Source organism: Lelliottia nimipressuralis (genome assembly GCF_041464075.1).
In the GTDB taxonomy this organism is placed as follows: Bacteria; Pseudomonadota; Gammaproteobacteria; order Enterobacterales; family Enterobacteriaceae; genus Enterobacter; species Enterobacter nimipressuralis.
Genome location: NZ_CP167172.1, coordinates 4,527,081 through 4,540,964, shown reverse-complemented (window position 1 = coordinate 4,540,964; position 13,884 = coordinate 4,527,081). Strand labels below are relative to the sequence as shown.

13 protein-coding genes are annotated in these 13,884 nt (G+C 55.6%); 10 read left to right on the top strand and 3 right to left on the bottom strand.

All coding sequences use genetic code 11. The features are described from left to right. The first annotated feature begins 35 nt into the window (after nucleotides 1-35). Nucleotides 36-374: a DUF413 domain-containing protein gene (locus tag ACB496_RS21765; RefSeq protein WP_100778408.1), complete on the top strand. Its 339-nt coding sequence runs from the start codon at nucleotides 36-38 to the stop codon at nucleotides 372-374. Between the two features lie 31 nt (nucleotides 375-405). On the opposite strand, the gene ACB496_RS21760 is transcribed toward ACB496_RS21765, so the two are convergent. Next, nucleotides 406-1,926 (bottom strand): YifB family Mg chelatase-like AAA ATPase, encoded by a 1,521-nt coding sequence (locus ACB496_RS21760; protein ID WP_371973761.1) that lies wholly within the window; start codon nucleotides 1,924-1,926, stop codon nucleotides 406-408. Nucleotides 1,927-2,268: 342 nt separating this feature from the next. On the opposite strand from ACB496_RS21760, the gene ilvL reads away from it, so the two are divergent. From ilvL to ilvA, 7 genes are all read left to right on the top strand, one after another. Next, nucleotides 2,269-2,367, top strand: coding sequence for an ilv operon leader peptide (gene ilvL, locus ACB496_RS21755; RefSeq protein ID WP_023620831.1), 99 nt, complete (start codon nucleotides 2,269-2,271; stop codon nucleotides 2,365-2,367). An 86-nt stretch (nucleotides 2,368-2,453) separates the two neighbouring features. Then, the gene (ilvX, locus tag ACB496_RS21750; RefSeq protein WP_194514210.1) at nucleotides 2,454-2,510 is read left to right on the top strand and encodes a peptide IlvX; all 57 of its coding nucleotides are present in this window, start codon (nucleotides 2,454-2,456) and stop codon (nucleotides 2,508-2,510) included. Continuing rightward, nucleotides 2,507-4,153 (top strand): acetolactate synthase 2 catalytic subunit, encoded by a 1,647-nt coding sequence (ilvG, locus tag ACB496_RS21745; protein WP_371973759.1) that lies wholly within the window; start codon nucleotides 2,507-2,509, stop codon nucleotides 4,151-4,153. The genes ilvX and ilvG overlap by 4 nt, the downstream gene beginning before the upstream one ends. Then, a complete protein-coding gene (gene ilvM, locus ACB496_RS21740; RefSeq protein WP_095283916.1) occupies nucleotides 4,150-4,413 on the top strand; it encodes an acetolactate synthase 2 small subunit in 264 nt (87 codons plus the stop codon). The genes ilvG and ilvM overlap by 4 nt, the downstream gene beginning before the upstream one ends. 18 nt (nucleotides 4,414-4,431) lie before the next feature. Beyond that, entirely contained in the window at nucleotides 4,432-5,361 is a 930-nt protein-coding gene (gene ilvE, locus ACB496_RS21735) for a branched-chain-amino-acid transaminase (protein ID WP_100778411.1), read from the top strand. 59 nt (nucleotides 5,362-5,420) lie between these two features. Further along, nucleotides 5,421-7,271 carry a dihydroxy-acid dehydratase gene (ilvD, locus tag ACB496_RS21730; protein WP_107702630.1) on the top strand — a complete coding sequence of 617 codons (1,851 nt, stop codon included), beginning with the start codon at nucleotides 5,421-5,423 and terminating at the stop codon, nucleotides 7,269-7,271. Between the two features lie 2 nt (nucleotides 7,272-7,273). Next, nucleotides 7,274-8,818, top strand: coding sequence for a threonine ammonia-lyase, biosynthetic (gene ilvA / locus ACB496_RS21725; protein ID WP_102105673.1), 1,545 nt, complete (start codon nucleotides 7,274-7,276; stop codon nucleotides 8,816-8,818). On the opposite strand, the gene ilvY is transcribed toward ilvA, so the two are convergent. Then, nucleotides 8,815-9,705: an HTH-type transcriptional activator IlvY gene (gene ilvY, locus ACB496_RS21720; protein WP_100778413.1), complete on the bottom strand. Its 891-nt coding sequence runs from the start codon at nucleotides 9,703-9,705 to the stop codon at nucleotides 8,815-8,817. The two genes, ilvA and ilvY, sit on opposite strands and share 4 nt — an antisense overlap. A 148-nt stretch (nucleotides 9,706-9,853) precedes the next feature. Here ilvY and ilvC point away from each other — a divergent pair, with 148 nt between their 5' ends. Next, nucleotides 9,854-11,329 carry a ketol-acid reductoisomerase gene (gene ilvC, locus ACB496_RS21715; RefSeq protein ID WP_100778414.1) on the top strand — a complete coding sequence of 492 codons (1,476 nt, stop codon included), beginning with the start codon at nucleotides 9,854-9,856 and terminating at the stop codon, nucleotides 11,327-11,329. A gap of 151 nt (nucleotides 11,330-11,480) precedes the next feature. Here ilvC and ppiC read toward each other — a convergent pair whose 3' ends face one another. After that, the gene (gene ppiC, locus ACB496_RS21710; RefSeq protein WP_015960967.1) at nucleotides 11,481-11,762 is read right to left on the bottom strand and encodes a peptidylprolyl isomerase PpiC; all 282 of its coding nucleotides are present in this window, start codon (nucleotides 11,760-11,762) and stop codon (nucleotides 11,481-11,483) included. 95 nt (nucleotides 11,763-11,857) lie between these two features. Here ppiC and rep point away from each other — a divergent pair, with 95 nt between their 5' ends. Next, nucleotides 11,858-13,879 (top strand): DNA helicase Rep, encoded by a 2,022-nt coding sequence (gene rep / locus ACB496_RS21705; protein ID WP_371973755.1) that lies wholly within the window; start codon nucleotides 11,858-11,860, stop codon nucleotides 13,877-13,879. Nucleotides 13,880-13,884 lie beyond the last annotated feature (5 nt).

Below are 13,884 nucleotides of genomic sequence, written 5' to 3'. Positions count from 1 at the left end.
TAAATAGCTCGGCCAAAGAATTAGGAGCGTGTAGGATGGCGGAAAGCTTTACGACAACTAATCGTTTTTTCGACAATAAAAATTATCCGCGCGGGTTCTCTCGTCATGGCGATTTCACCATCAAAGAGGCGCAACTGCTTGAGCGCCATGGTTATGCCTTTAACGAGCTGGATCTGGGGAAACGTGAGCCTGCAACTGAAGACGAAAAACTGTTTGTTGCCGTTTGCCGTGGTGAGCGTGAGCCAGAATCTGAAGCAGAACGCGTATGGATCAAATACATGGCTCGCATTAAGCGACCAAAGCGTTTCCATACTCTCTCCGGCGGTAAGCCGCAGATGGAAGGTGCAGAAGACTACACCGAATCTGACGATTGATATGATGTGAAAAGGGGCTGCGGCCCCTTTTTTACGCCAGCATCTTTTGCAGGTGCAGCAGCAAACGGTCTATTGCGCGATAACTTAGCGCTTCCTGCAGATGTTGCCGCGCGATATCACCACTCCCCTCCAAATCAGCGATAGTGCGCGCCACCTTCAACAGGCGTTGCCATGCTCGTACTGAGAGGCCAAATCGCATCAGCGTCTCTTCCAGCCAGCGTGCATCAACTTCGGACAGACAACAAAACTGACGGATCTCTGCGTTATCGAGTCGCGCATTGAGCTTTTTCTGACGTAAGTACTGCCGTTCCTGGGCACGAATCACGCGTTCCCGTACGGTGCTGCTGTTCTCCCCTGTGTTACTCATCTGGCTGAGCACTCCCGGTGGCGGCAGTGGGATTTCGAGCGAGAGATCGAAGCGGTCGAGGAACGGGCCTGACAGTCGTCCCAGATAGCGAAGTGTCTGCTCAGGTGTACTCCGGTTGTGGTTGCCCTGGTAATGGCCTGATGGGCTGGGATTCATGGCAGCAATGAGTTGGAACTGTGCCGGATAGCTGATCTTGGCCCGGGTACGGGAGATATGAATCTGCCCGGACTCGATCGGTTCGCGCAGGGCATCCAGAACACGTCTTTCGAATTCAGGTAATTCATCCAGAAACAGAATCCCGTGGTGGGCGAGGGAAATTTCACCAGGTATCGGGATCGAACCGCCGCCAACCATCGCCGTGAGTGAAGCGCTGTGATGTGGGGAGCGAAACGGCCTTCTGCGCCAGTGCTTCTGTAGGGATGTGGAATTCGTCAGACTAATGATTGCTGCGCTCTCCAGAGCCTCATGGTTGCTCAGTGGGGGCAACAAACCGTTCAGCCTACTGGCAAGCATAGTTTTCCCTGTGCCTGGCGGCCCAATCAGCAGCAGGTTGTGGCCGCCTGCCGCAGTAATTTCCAGCGCGCGCTTGCCCTGCTCCTGACCGATGATGTCGCTAAGATCCTCCAGATGTTCCGGCACACCGATACGATTCTCTTCGGGTTCAGCCAACTCATGACGCCCCTCCAGAAACGCGCACACTTCCTGTAAATGTCCGGCAATCAGGCACCCCTTTTCCTCAATGAGGCTGACTTCTGATGAGTTCTCGGTAGCCACAATGATATGTCTACCGGACTTTAACGCGGCTAACGCTCCCGAGATTGCGCCTGGAACGCCTCTTAACGCGCCTGTAAGCGCCAGTTCGCCCACAAACTCATACCGATTCAAATGGGGAGCGTTAAGCTGCTCAGAGGCGGAGAGAAGCGCTATGGCGATAGGTAAATCATATCGCCCGCCTTCTTTTGGGAGGTCGGCAGGGGCCAGGTTGATGGTAATCTTCTTGGCCGGAAAGGTATAACCGCTATTGATGATAGCGCTGCGCACGCGATCCCGGGCCTCTTTCACAGTGGTTTCCGGGAGTCCGACGAGGGTTAAGCCGGGCAGTCCATTGCTCAGATGAACTTCCACAGAAATCAGCGGCGCCTGAACGCCCAACGCTGCGCGAGTATAAACGACTGACAGTGACATAGGTCTCTCCTTTGCCAGTCACTATGCCAGTGTGTTTTGTGGATTTTTAGCGTCAATTGCAGACATTACGAGGCGTGTTCATGCTTTTTTGTGAAAGAATGTCACACTTGCTTTATGGCGGAAGAGGGCTCGCAAATGCGCAAAAATCGACGTTTTCTCTGTTGGAGACGCTATTAAAAAATGAAAAATATTCATTTTCTATTTTCCTTATATAAAACAAACATTTTTTGCGAAAGTATTTGCTGGCTAAGCAATCGCGTCATAAATATTTCTTGTGTTTAATTCAATGTCTGTGATACCTCTTTAGGTATTCCTTCGAACAAGATGCCAAAAGAACTCAAAATGACAGCCCTTCTACTAGTGATTAGCCTGGTCGTGATTAGCGTGGTGGTGATTATTATCCCACCGTGCGGGGCTGCACTTGGACGAGGAAAGGCTTAAAAAACAAGCCTTAACGAACTAAGACCCCCGCACCGAAAGGTCCGGGGGTTTTTTTATGACCTAAAAAATTAAATGAGGAGCAGATAATGACAACTAGCACAAAATTCTGTTTCTCCAGATTTATGACGGGGAACTCACTATGAACGGGGCACAATGGGTAGTACATGCGTTGCGAGCGCAAGGAGTCGAGACGGTCTTCGGTTATCCGGGTGGCGCAATTATGCCGATTTACGATGCACTGTATGACGGCGGCGTGGAGCACCTGTTGTGTCGACACGAACAGGGCGCGGCGATGGCGGCGATTGGTTTCGCCCGCGCGACCGGTAAAACGGGCGTTTGCATGGCTACTTCAGGACCGGGTGCGACCAACCTGATCACTGGCCTTGCCGATGCGCTGCTCGATTCCGTTCCCGTCGTCGCCATTACCGGGCAGGTTGCCTCACCGTTTATTGGTACCGATGCGTTTCAGGAAGTGGACGTTCTCGGTTTGTCCCTGGCCTGCACCAAGCATAGCTTCCTGGTGCAGTCGCTGGAAGAGCTGCCGCGTGTCATGGCAGAGGCCTTCCAGGTGGCAAACTCAGGCCGTCCTGGCCCCGTTCTGATTGATATTCCTAAAGATATTCAGGTAGCAGTCGGCGATTTAGAACCGCACTTCTCCACTGTCGAAAATGATGACTTTTTCCCGCAGGTGGAAGTTGAACTGGCTCGCCAGATGCTGGCACAGGCGCAGCAGCCGATGCTGTATGTCGGGGGCGGAGTGGGGATGGCGCAAGCGGTTCCCGCGCTGCGTGAATTTATCGCTGCAACGCAAATCCCTGCGACCTGCACCCTGAAAGGACTGGGTGCTGTTGAAGCGGATTACCCGTATTACCTCGGCATGCTGGGGATGCATGGCACCAAGGCCGCAAACCTAGCAGTGCAAGAGTGCGACCTCCTGATCGCCGTTGGCGCGCGTTTCGACGACCGTGTGACCGGTAAGCTGAACACTTTCGCCCCGAATGCCAAAGTGATCCATATGGATATCGATCCGGCCGAAATGAATAAACTGCGCCAGGCGCACGTGGCGTTGCAGGGCGATCTGAACGCGCTGTTACCGGCGTTGCAGCAGCCGTTGTCCATCAATGAATGGCGTCAGCACACGGCGCAGATGCGCGTGGAAAATAGCTGGCGTTACGATCATCCTGGTGAGGCAATTTACGCTCCACTGCTGTTAAAACAGCTGTCGGATCGCAAACCAGCTGACTGCGTCGTTACCACCGATGTCGGCCAGCACCAGATGTGGTCTGCCCAGCATATGACCTACACCCGCCCGGAAAATTTCATCACCTCCAGCGGATTAGGCACCATGGGCTTCGGCCTGCCAGCAGCCGTAGGCGCTCAGGTTGCGCGCCCAAATGATACGGTCATCTGCGTTTCGGGGGATGGGTCGTTCATGATGAACGTGCAGGAGCTGGGCACGGTCAAACGCAAACAGCTGCCGCTGAAAATCCTGTTACTGGATAACCAACGTTTAGGCATGGTTCGCCAGTGGCAGCAGCTCTTTTTCCAGGAGCGCTACAGCGAAACTACCCTCACTGATAATCCTGATTTCCTCGTGCTGGCCAGCGCCTTCGGCATCCCTGGCCAACACATCACCCGTAAAGACCAGGTTGAAGCGGCACTCGACACCATGCTGTCCAGCGAAGGGCCATACCTGCTTCATGTCTCAATCGACGAACTTGAGAATGTCTGGCCGTTGGTGCCACCTGGCGCCAGTAACGCACAAATGATGGAGAAATTATCATGATGCAACATCAGGTCGCCGTTCAGGCCCGCTTCAACCCAGAAACATTAGAACGCGTATTGCGCGTAGTTCGCCACCGTGGTTTTCAGATCTGTGCCATGAATATGGAAACCGCCACCGATGCCCAGAACATAAATATCGAATTGACCGTTGCCAGTCCACGGTCGGTCGACTTACTGTTTAGCCAGTTAAGTAAACTGGTAGATGTTGCCCATGTGGCCATCTGCCAGAGCACAACCACATCACAACAAATCCGCGCTTAAGCGTGACAGGAAGAAAACATGACGACGAAGAAAGCTGATTACATTTGGTTCAACGGTGAGATGGTTCGTTGGGAAGATGCCACGGTACACGTGATGTCTCACGCCCTGCATTACGGTACCTCTGTGTTTGAAGGTGTCCGTTGCTACGACTCTCACAAAGGACCAGTGGTGTTCCGCCATCGCGAACACATGCAGCGTCTGCATGACTCAGCCAAAATTTATCGTTTCCCGGTCTCTCAGAGCGTTGATGAGCTGATGGAAGCGTGCCGCGAAGTGCTTCGCAAAAACAATCTGACCAGCGCCTATATTCGCCCGCTGGTCTTCGTGGGTGATGTGGGCATGGGCGTTAACCCGCCAGCCGGTTACTCCACTGACGTCATCATTGCCGCGTTCCCGTGGGGAGCTTATCTGGGTGCAGAAGCTCTGGAGCAGGGGATCGACGCAATGGTTTCATCCTGGAATCGCGTCGCACCAAACACCATCCCAACGGCCGCGAAAGCGGGCGGTAACTACCTCTCTTCCCTGCTGGTCGGTAGCGAAGCGCGCCGCCACGGTTATCAGGAAGGTATCGCTCTGGACGTGAACGGCTACATCTCAGAAGGCGCCGGTGAAAACCTGTTTGAAGTGAAAGATGGCATTCTGTTTACCCCGCCATTCACCTCCTCTGCACTGCCGGGCATCACTCGTGATGCGATCATCAAGCTGGCGAAAGATCTGGGTATCGAAGTCCGTGAGCAGGTTCTGTCCCGCGAATCCCTGTACCTGGCAGATGAAGTATTTATGTCCGGTACCGCGGCTGAAATCACCCCGGTTCGCAGCGTGGACGGCATTCAGGTCGGCGAAGGCCGTCGTGGCCCGGTCACCAAACGTATTCAGGATGCATTCTTTGGCCTCTTCACCGGTGAAACGGAAGATAAATGGGGCTGGTTGGATCAAGTTAATTCATAAGCATAATTTTGGGACGGCACGCACCGTCCCAGTGAATATTCAGACGGGAGTAAAAGAGCATGCCTAAGTATCGTTCCGCCACCACCACCCATGGCCGTAATATGGCCGGTGCCCGCGCGCTGTGGCGCGCTACCGGGATGACCGACGCTGACTTCGGTAAGCCGATTATCGCTGTGGTTAACTCCTTTACCCAGTTTGTGCCGGGGCACGTCCACCTGCGCGATCTGGGTAAACTGGTTGCTGAGCAAATTGAAGCCGCAGGCGGCGTGGCGAAAGAGTTCAATACCATCGCTGTCGATGATGGTATCGCGATGGGCCACGGGGGCATGCTCTATTCACTGCCGTCGCGCGAGCTGATCGCCGATTCGGTCGAGTACATGGTTAACGCCCACTGCGCCGATGCGATGGTGTGTATCTCCAACTGCGACAAAATCACCCCAGGGATGCTGATGGCGTCCCTGCGCCTGAACATTCCGGTGATCTTCGTCTCTGGCGGCCCGATGGAAGCCGGTAAAACCAAGCTTTCTGACAAAATCATCAAGCTCGACCTGGTCGACGCGATGATTCAGGGCGCGGACCCGAAAGTCTCCGACGAGCAGAGCGATCAGGTTGAGCGCTCAGCGTGTCCGACCTGCGGTTCCTGTTCCGGGATGTTCACCGCCAACTCCATGAACTGCCTGACCGAAGCCCTCGGCCTTTCCCAGCCAGGTAACGGCTCCCTGCTGGCAACGCACGCCGACCGCAAACAGCTGTTCCTGAATGCGGGTACTCGCATCGTGGAACTGACCAAACGTTATTACGAGCAAGACGACGTCAGCGCACTGCCGCGCAACATCGCCAACAAAGCGGCGTTCGAAAATGCCATGACGCTGGATATCGCCATGGGCGGTTCCACCAATACCGTTCTGCACCTGCTGGCTGCGGCGCAGGAAGCTGAAATTGATTTCACCATGAGTGACATCGACAAGCTTTCCCGCAAAGTGCCGCAGCTGTGTAAGGTCGCGCCAAGTACGCAGAAATACCACATGGAAGACGTACACCGTGCCGGTGGCGTGCTGGGTATTCTCGGCGAGCTGGAACGTGCCGGTCTGCTGAACCGTGAAGTGAAAAACATTCTCGGCCTAACGCTGCCGCAAACGCTGGAGCAGTACGACGTGATGCTGACCAAAGACGATGCGGTGAAAAAGATGTTCCGCGCCGGTCCGGCAGGTATTCGCACCACGCAAGCCTTCTCGCAGGACTGCCGCTGGGACACCCTGGATGACGACCGCGCTGAAGGCTGCATCCGTTCTCTGGAAAATGCCTATAGCAAGGACGGCGGTCTGGCCGTGCTGTACGGCAACTTTGCTGAAAACGGCTGCATCGTAAAAACAGCGGGTGTGGACGACAGCATTCTGAAATTCACCGGTCCGGCGAAAGTGTACGAAAGCCAGGACGCTGCGGTAGACGCGATTCTGGGCGGTAAAGTGGTGGCGGGCGATGTGGTTGTTATCCGCTACGAAGGGCCAAAAGGCGGGCCGGGCATGCAAGAAATGCTCTATCCGACCACCTTCCTGAAATCCATGGGTCTCGGCAAAGCCTGCGCACTGATCACCGATGGTCGTTTCTCCGGCGGTACCTCTGGTCTCTCTATCGGCCACGTTTCTCCGGAAGCCGCGAGCGGCGGCAACATCGCCATCATTGAAGACGGCGACATGATTGCGATCGACATTCCAAATCGCGGCATTCAGCTGCAGCTGAGCGAGCAGGAAATTGCCGCGCGTCGTGAAGCACAGGAAGCCCGTGGCGATAAAGCCTGGACGCCAAAAGATCGCCAGCGTGAAGTCTCCTTCGCCCTGCGCGCTTATGCCACCCTTGCCACCAGTGCGGACAAAGGCGCGGTGCGCGATAAATCCAAGCTTGGGGGCTAATGATGGCCGAATCACAACCCTTATCCGCCGCCCCTGAGGGGGCGGAATATCTCAGAGCGGTGCTGCGCGCACCGGTCTATGAGGCTGTGCAGGTCACGCCGCTGCAGAAAATGGACAAGCTGTCGTCCCGTCTCGATAACGTGATCCTGGTGAAACGCGAAGATCGCCAGCCGGTACACAGCTTCAAGCTGCGCGGTGCCTACGCGATGATGGCCGGGCTAACCGAAGAGCAAAAAGCACGCGGCGTCATCACCGCCTCTGCGGGGAATCACGCCCAGGGCGTGGCGTTTTCCGCCGCGCGTTTAGGGCTGAAGGCGCTGATCGTGATGCCGGTGGCCACGGCGGATATCAAAGTGGATGCGGTTCGCGGTTTTGGTGGCGAAGTGCTCCTGCACGGTGCCAATTTTGACGAAGCGAAGGCACGCGCCATCGAACTGGCGCAGCAGCAGGGCTTTACCTGGGTGCCACCGTTCGATCACCCTATGGTGATTGCAGGGCAGGGCACGCTGGCGCTGGAGCTGTTGCAGCAAGATGCGCATCTCGATAGGGTGTTTGTCCCGGTGGGCGGCGGTGGTCTGGCGGCGGGTGTCGCAGTGCTTATCAAACAGCTGATGCCACAGATCAAGGTGATTGCGGTGGAAGCGGAAGATTCCGCCTGCCTGAAAGCGGCGCTGGATGCCGGTCATCCGGTCGATCTCCCGCGCGTCGGGCTGTTTGCTGAGGGCGTTGCGGTCAAGCGCATTGGCGATGAGACCTTCCGCGTTTGCCAGGAGTATCTCGACGACATCATCACCGTCGACAGCGATGCGATCTGCGCGGCTATGAAAGATCTGTTCGAGGATGTCCGTGCAGTCGCGGAGCCGTCGGGTGCTCTGGCGCTGGCGGGAATGAAAAAATACATCGCTCAGCACAACATTCGCGGGGAACGCCTGGCGCATGTGCTGTCCGGCGCGAACGTCAACTTCCACGGCCTGCGCTACGTGTCCGAACGCTGCGAGCTGGGTGAGCAACGCGAAGCGCTGCTGGCGGTGACAATCCCGGAAGAGAAGGGCAGTTTCCTCAAATTCTGCCAGCTGCTCGGCGGGCGTTCCGTCACAGAGTTTAACTATCGCTTTGCCGATGCGAAAGATGCCTGCATTTTTGTCGGTGTGCGTCTGAGCCGTGGGCTGGAGGAGCGCAAAGAGATCCTCCACCTGCTGAATGAAGGCGGCTACAGCGTGGTGGATCTCTCTGATGACGAAATGGCGAAGCTGCATGTGCGCTATATGGTCGGCGGGCGTCCGTCGAAGCCGTTACAGGAACGTCTGTTCAGCTTTGAGTTCCCGGAATCACCGGGCGCGTTGCTGAAGTTCCTGCACACCCTCGGCACGCACTGGAACATCTCTCTGTTCCACTACCGTAGCCATGGTACCGACTACGGGCGTGTGTTAGCGGCATTCGAACTGGGCGAGCACGAACCGGATTTCGAAACGCGGCTGAATGAGCTGGGTTACGATTGTCACGACGAGACCCATAACCCGGCGTTCAGGTTCTTCCTGGCGGGCTAGTGGTTCGGCAATATCTGCCAAAACGCGTCAATAAGCGGCTCATGTAGCCGCTTTTTTTGTGCGCATACGCCAAGCTCAAACGGCGTTTTCTCATCGCTCCGCTCTAAAATCATCACGCGATTACGCACCGGCTCCGGGCTGTTTTCCAGCACCACTTCCGGCAGCAACGCCACGCCACAGCCGAGCGCCACCATCGACACCATTGCTTCGTGCCCGCCTACTGTCGCATAAATCGACGGGTTGCTGATTTTTTGGCGACGGAACCACAGTTCGATGCGGCGGCGGACGGGCCCCTGGTCGGCCATGATGAACGGTACCGTTGCCCAGTCAGGATTATCGACGGATATCTGATTGCGCACCGGGCACGGAAGAGCCGGAGCGATTAACACCACGGCCAGATTCTCCAGCATCGAAAACGCGACCGCACCGGGCAGCGTTTCGGGTTTACCCGCAATCGCCAGATCCGCTTCACCCGTCACCACTTTTTCCATCGCATCTGCGGCATCGCCCGTGGTGAGCTTGATTTCTACCGACGGATGTTCAGCACGAAAACGATCGAGAATCGGCGGCAGGTGGCTATAAGCCGCCGTCACGGAGCAGAAGATATGCAGTTCGCCAGAGAGGGACGGCCCCTGCTGATCGATGGTGTGCCGCAACTGCTGGTACTGAAGTAAGGTCTGTTGGGCGAACGTTCGCAGTTCTTCACCCGCTTCCGTGAGCGTTACGGTGCGGTTGTCGCGCACAAATAGCGCCTGACCGAGGTCCTCTTCCAGGCGCTGAATTTGCCGGGAGAGCGTGGAGGGACTGACGTGCATGGCCCGGGCGCTGCGGCCAAAATGACGGCTTTCTGCCAGATGCAGAAAGGTTTTGAGATCGCGTAAATCCACAGATCGCTCCCCACGGTTTTACATTGCAGAAATTGCAATGTGACGTTGTGAATATATCAATTTCCGCAATAAATTTCCTGTCATATAGTAAGTTCATTCTCGCATAAGCGACCCGAACAATAAGCAACACAACATCACGGAGTTCACCATGGCTAACTACTTCAATACACTGAATCTGCGTCAGCAGCTGGCACAGTTGGGCAAATGCCGCTTTATGGCGCGCGATGAATTCGCCGATGGCGCGAGCTACCTTCAGGGTAAAAAAGTGGTCATCGTCGGCTGTGGCGCACAGGGGCTGAACCAGGGCCTGAACATGCGTGACTCCGGTCTGGACATCGCTTACGCCCTGCGTAAAGAAGCGATCGCTGAGAAACGTGCTTCATGGCGTAAAGCGACCGAAAACGGCTTCAAAGTGGGTACCTACGAAGAGCTGATCCCGCAGGCAGATCTGGTGGTTAACCTGACGCCGGACAAACAGCACTCCGACGTTGTGCGCTCTGTTCAGCCGCTGATGAAAGACGGCGCGGCGCTGGGTTATTCTCATGGTTTCAACATCGTTGAAGTGGGCGAGCAGATCCGTAAAGACATCACCGTGGTGATGGTTGCGCCGAAGTGCCCGGGCACCGAAGTGCGTGAAGAGTACAAACGTGGTTTCGGTGTGCCAACCCTGATTGCGGTTCACCCGGAAAACGATCCGAAGGGCGAAGGCATGGCGATTGCCAAAGCCTGGGCTGCGGCTACCGGCGGTCACCGTGCAGGTGTCCTGGAATCTTCCTTCGTGGCAGAAGTGAAATCTGACCTGATGGGCGAGCAGACTATCCTGTGCGGTATGCTGCAGGCCGGTTCTCTGCTGTGCTTCGACAAGCTGGTGGAAGAGGGTACCGACCCGTCTTACGCAGAAAAACTGATTCAATTCGGCTGGGAAACCATCACCGAAGCGCTGAAACAGGGCGGTATCACGCTGATGATGGACCGTCTGTCCAACCCGGCAAAACTGCGTGCTTATGCGCTCTCTGAGCAGCTGAAAGAGATCATGGCGCCGCTGTTCCAGAAACATATGGATGACATCATCTCCGGCGAATTCTCCTCCGGCATGATGGCTGACTGGGCCAACGACGATAAAAAACTGCTGACCTGGCGTGAAGAGACCGGCAAAACCGCGTTCGAAACCGCTGCCCAGTTTGACGGTAAAATCAGCGAGCAAGAGTACTTCGATAAAGGTGTTCTGATGATCGCGATGGTGAAAGCGGGCGTTGAACTGGCGTTCGAAACTATGGTGGATTCCGGCATCATCGAAGAGTCTGCGTACTATGAATCACTGCACGAGCTGCCGCTGATTGCCAACACTATCGCCCGTAAGCGTCTGTACGAGATGAACGTGGTTATCTCTGATACCGCTGAGTACGGTAACTACCTGTTCTCTTACGCTTGCGTACCTCTGCTGAAAGAGTTCATGACGACTCTGCAGCCAGGCGATCTGGGTAAAGCGATTGCGGAAGGCACGGTGGATAACGCTCAGCTGCGTGATGTGAACGAAGCGATTCGTAGCCATGCAATTGAGAGCGTGGGCCATACGCTGCGCGGTTATATGAAAGATATGAAGCGTATCGCCGTCGCTGGCTGATACCTCATCACCTTTCGAGTTGCAGATGCGTTGGCAGCATTCGCACAGCCCGGTCACTGAGTAGGGTTGTGCGCATTAAGCGCTTTTTTGCAAATCGAAATGACACTCAGTAAGCCCGGTAAGGCGTAGCCGCCACCGGGCTTTTTGCTGCTTAGTTGCGGTACAGCACTTTAATGATGTGGTAACCGAACTGGGTGTGCAGTGGGCCTGTTGGCTCCAGCACCGGGCAGGAGAACACCACTTTATCAAACGCAGGAACCATCTGGCCTTGACGGAATTCACCTAAGTGGCCGCCTTTTTTGCCTGACGGGCAGGTAGAGTGTTTCTTTGCCAGTTTCTCGAAGTCCGCGCCGTTTTTGATCTGCTCCAGAAGATCCAGTGCCAGTTTCTCTTCTTTAACAAGAATATGCAGTGCTGCTGCTGTTTTTGCCATGATCGTGCCTTGAGTGGTATGGATTAGGCTCGCTATACTACCACACGCGATTTTCCTTTTTCTTCTCCTCCCGACCTTCATTGAGTGAACTTCTTATGCGTTTAAACCCCGGACAACAACAAGCCGTCGAATTCGTCACCGGACCTTGCCTGGTGCTGGCGGGTGCGGGTTCCGGAAAGACGCGTGTAATCACCAATAAAATCGCCCATCTGATTCGCGGCTACGGCTATCAGGCGCGTCACATTGCGGCGGTTACCTTCACCAATAAAGCGGCGCGTGAGATGAAGGAGCGTGTCGGGCAGACGCTAGGGCGCAAAGAGGCGCGCGGTCTGATGATCTCCACGTTCCACACGCTGGGCCTGGATATCATTAAGCGCGAATACGCCGCGCTGGGAATGAAATCGAATTTCTCCCTGTTCGACGATACGGATCAGATGGCGCTGCTGAAAGAGTTGACCGAAGGGCGGCTCGAAGAGGACAAGACGATTCTCCAGCAGTTGATCTCCACGATCTCAAACTGGAAAAACGATCTGATGACTCCCGCGCAAGCGGCGGCGAGCGCCAAAGGCGAGCGGGATCGGATCTTTGCACATTGTTACAGCCTGTATGATGACCATCTCAAGGCCTGTAATGTTCTCGATTTTGACGATCTTATCCTGCTACCGACGCTACTGCTTCAGCGTAATGAAGAGGTGCGCGAGCGCTGGCAAAACAAAATCCGCTATCTGCTGGTGGATGAATACCAGGACACCAACACCAGCCAGTACGAGCTGGTAAAACTGCTGGTGGGGCAGCGCGCGCGCTTTACGGTTGTGGGCGACGATGACCAGTCGATCTACTCCTGGCGTGGGGCACGGCCACAAAACCTGGTGTTGCTGAGCAAAGATTTTCCGGCGTTGCAGGTGATTAAGCTGGAGCAGAACTACCGTTCGTCAGGGCGCATCCTGAAAGCGGCAAACATCCTGATCGCCAACAACCCACACGTGTTCGAAAAGCGCCTCTTCTCTGAGCTGGGATACGGCACCGAACTGAAAGTCTTAAGTGCCAACAATGAAGAGCACGAGGCCGAGCGCGTGGCCGGCGAACTGATCGCCCATCACTTCGTCAACAAAACCGCGTACAAAGACTACGCCATCCTTTATCGCGGAAACCATCAGTCGCGCGTCTTTGAAAAAATGCTGATGCAAAACCGCATTCCATACAAAATTTCCGGCGGGACCTCGTTCTTCTCCCGCCCTGAAATCAAAGACTTGCTTGCCTATTTACGCGTGCTGACTAACCCGGACGATGACAGCGCTTTTTTACGCATCGTGAATACACCGAAGCGTGAAATTGGACCGGCGACGCTGCAAAAGCTGGGCGAGTGGGCGATGACCCGCAACAAAAGCATGTTCACCGCCAGCTTCGACATGGGTCTTAGCCAGACGCTGACCGGGCGCGGCTACGAGTCGCTCACGCGCTTCACCCAGTGGCTGGCGGAAATCCAGCGTCTTGCCGAGCGCGAGCCGATCGCCGCCGTGCGCGATCTGATCCACGGCGTGGATTATGAGTCCTGGCTATATGAAACCTCCGCCAGCCCGAAAGCGGCAGAAATGCGCATGAAAAACGTCAACCAGCTCTTCACCTGGATGACCGAGATGCTGGAAGGTTCTGATATCGACGAGCCGATGACGCTGACGCAAGTGGTCACGCGGTTTACCCTGCGCGATATGATGGAGCGCGGCGAGAGCGAAGAAGAGGCGGATCAGGTTCAGCTGATGACGCTGCACGCGTCCAAAGGCCTGGAGTTCCCGTATGTCTATCTGGTGGGAATGGAAGAAGGGTTACTGCCGCATCAGAGCAGCATTGATGAGGACAACGTCGACGAAGAGCGACGTCTGGCCTACGTGGGTATCACGCGTGCGCAAAAAGAGCTGATTTTTACCCTGTGCAAAGAGCGGCGTCAGTATGGCGAACTGGTGCGCCCGGAGCCGAGCCGTTTCCTGTTGGAACTGCCGCAGGACGATCTGATCTGGGAACAGGAACGAAAAGTGATTACGGCGGAAGAGAGGATGCACAAGGGCCAGGCGAACGTCGCGAACATTCGCGCCATGCTGGCGAAAGCCAAAGAAAAATAGCGGCG

What these genes read in the sequence shown, in the direction of transcription:
- ilvE (WP_100778411.1), top strand. Translation starts at nt 4,432, where the DNA reads ATGACGACGAAGAAAGCTGATTACATTTGGTTCAACGGTGAGATGGTT.
- ilvG (WP_371973759.1), top strand. Translation starts at nt 2,507, where the DNA reads ATGAACGGGGCACAATGGGTAGTACATGCGTTGCGAGCGCAAGGAGTC.
- ppiC (WP_015960967.1), bottom strand. Translation starts at nt 11,762, where the DNA reads ATGGCAAAAACAGCAGCAGCACTGCATATTCTTGTTAAAGAAGAGAAA.
- ilvA (WP_102105673.1), top strand. Translation starts at nt 7,274, where the DNA reads ATGGCCGAATCACAACCCTTATCCGCCGCCCCTGAGGGGGCGGAATAT.
- ilvM (WP_095283916.1), top strand. Translation starts at nt 4,150, where the DNA reads ATGATGCAACATCAGGTCGCCGTTCAGGCCCGCTTCAACCCAGAAACA.
- ACB496_RS21760 (WP_371973761.1), bottom strand. Translation starts at nt 1,926, where the DNA reads ATGTCACTGTCAGTCGTTTATACTCGCGCAGCGTTGGGCGTTCAGGCG.
- rep (WP_371973755.1), top strand. Translation starts at nt 11,858, where the DNA reads ATGCGTTTAAACCCCGGACAACAACAAGCCGTCGAATTCGTCACCGGA.
- ilvD (WP_107702630.1), top strand. Translation starts at nt 5,421, where the DNA reads ATGCCTAAGTATCGTTCCGCCACCACCACCCATGGCCGTAATATGGCC.
- ilvL (WP_023620831.1), top strand. Translation starts at nt 2,269, where the DNA reads ATGACAGCCCTTCTACTAGTGATTAGCCTGGTCGTGATTAGCGTGGTG.
- ilvC (WP_100778414.1), top strand. Translation starts at nt 9,854, where the DNA reads ATGGCTAACTACTTCAATACACTGAATCTGCGTCAGCAGCTGGCACAG.
- ACB496_RS21765 (WP_100778408.1), top strand. Translation starts at nt 36, where the DNA reads ATGGCGGAAAGCTTTACGACAACTAATCGTTTTTTCGACAATAAAAAT.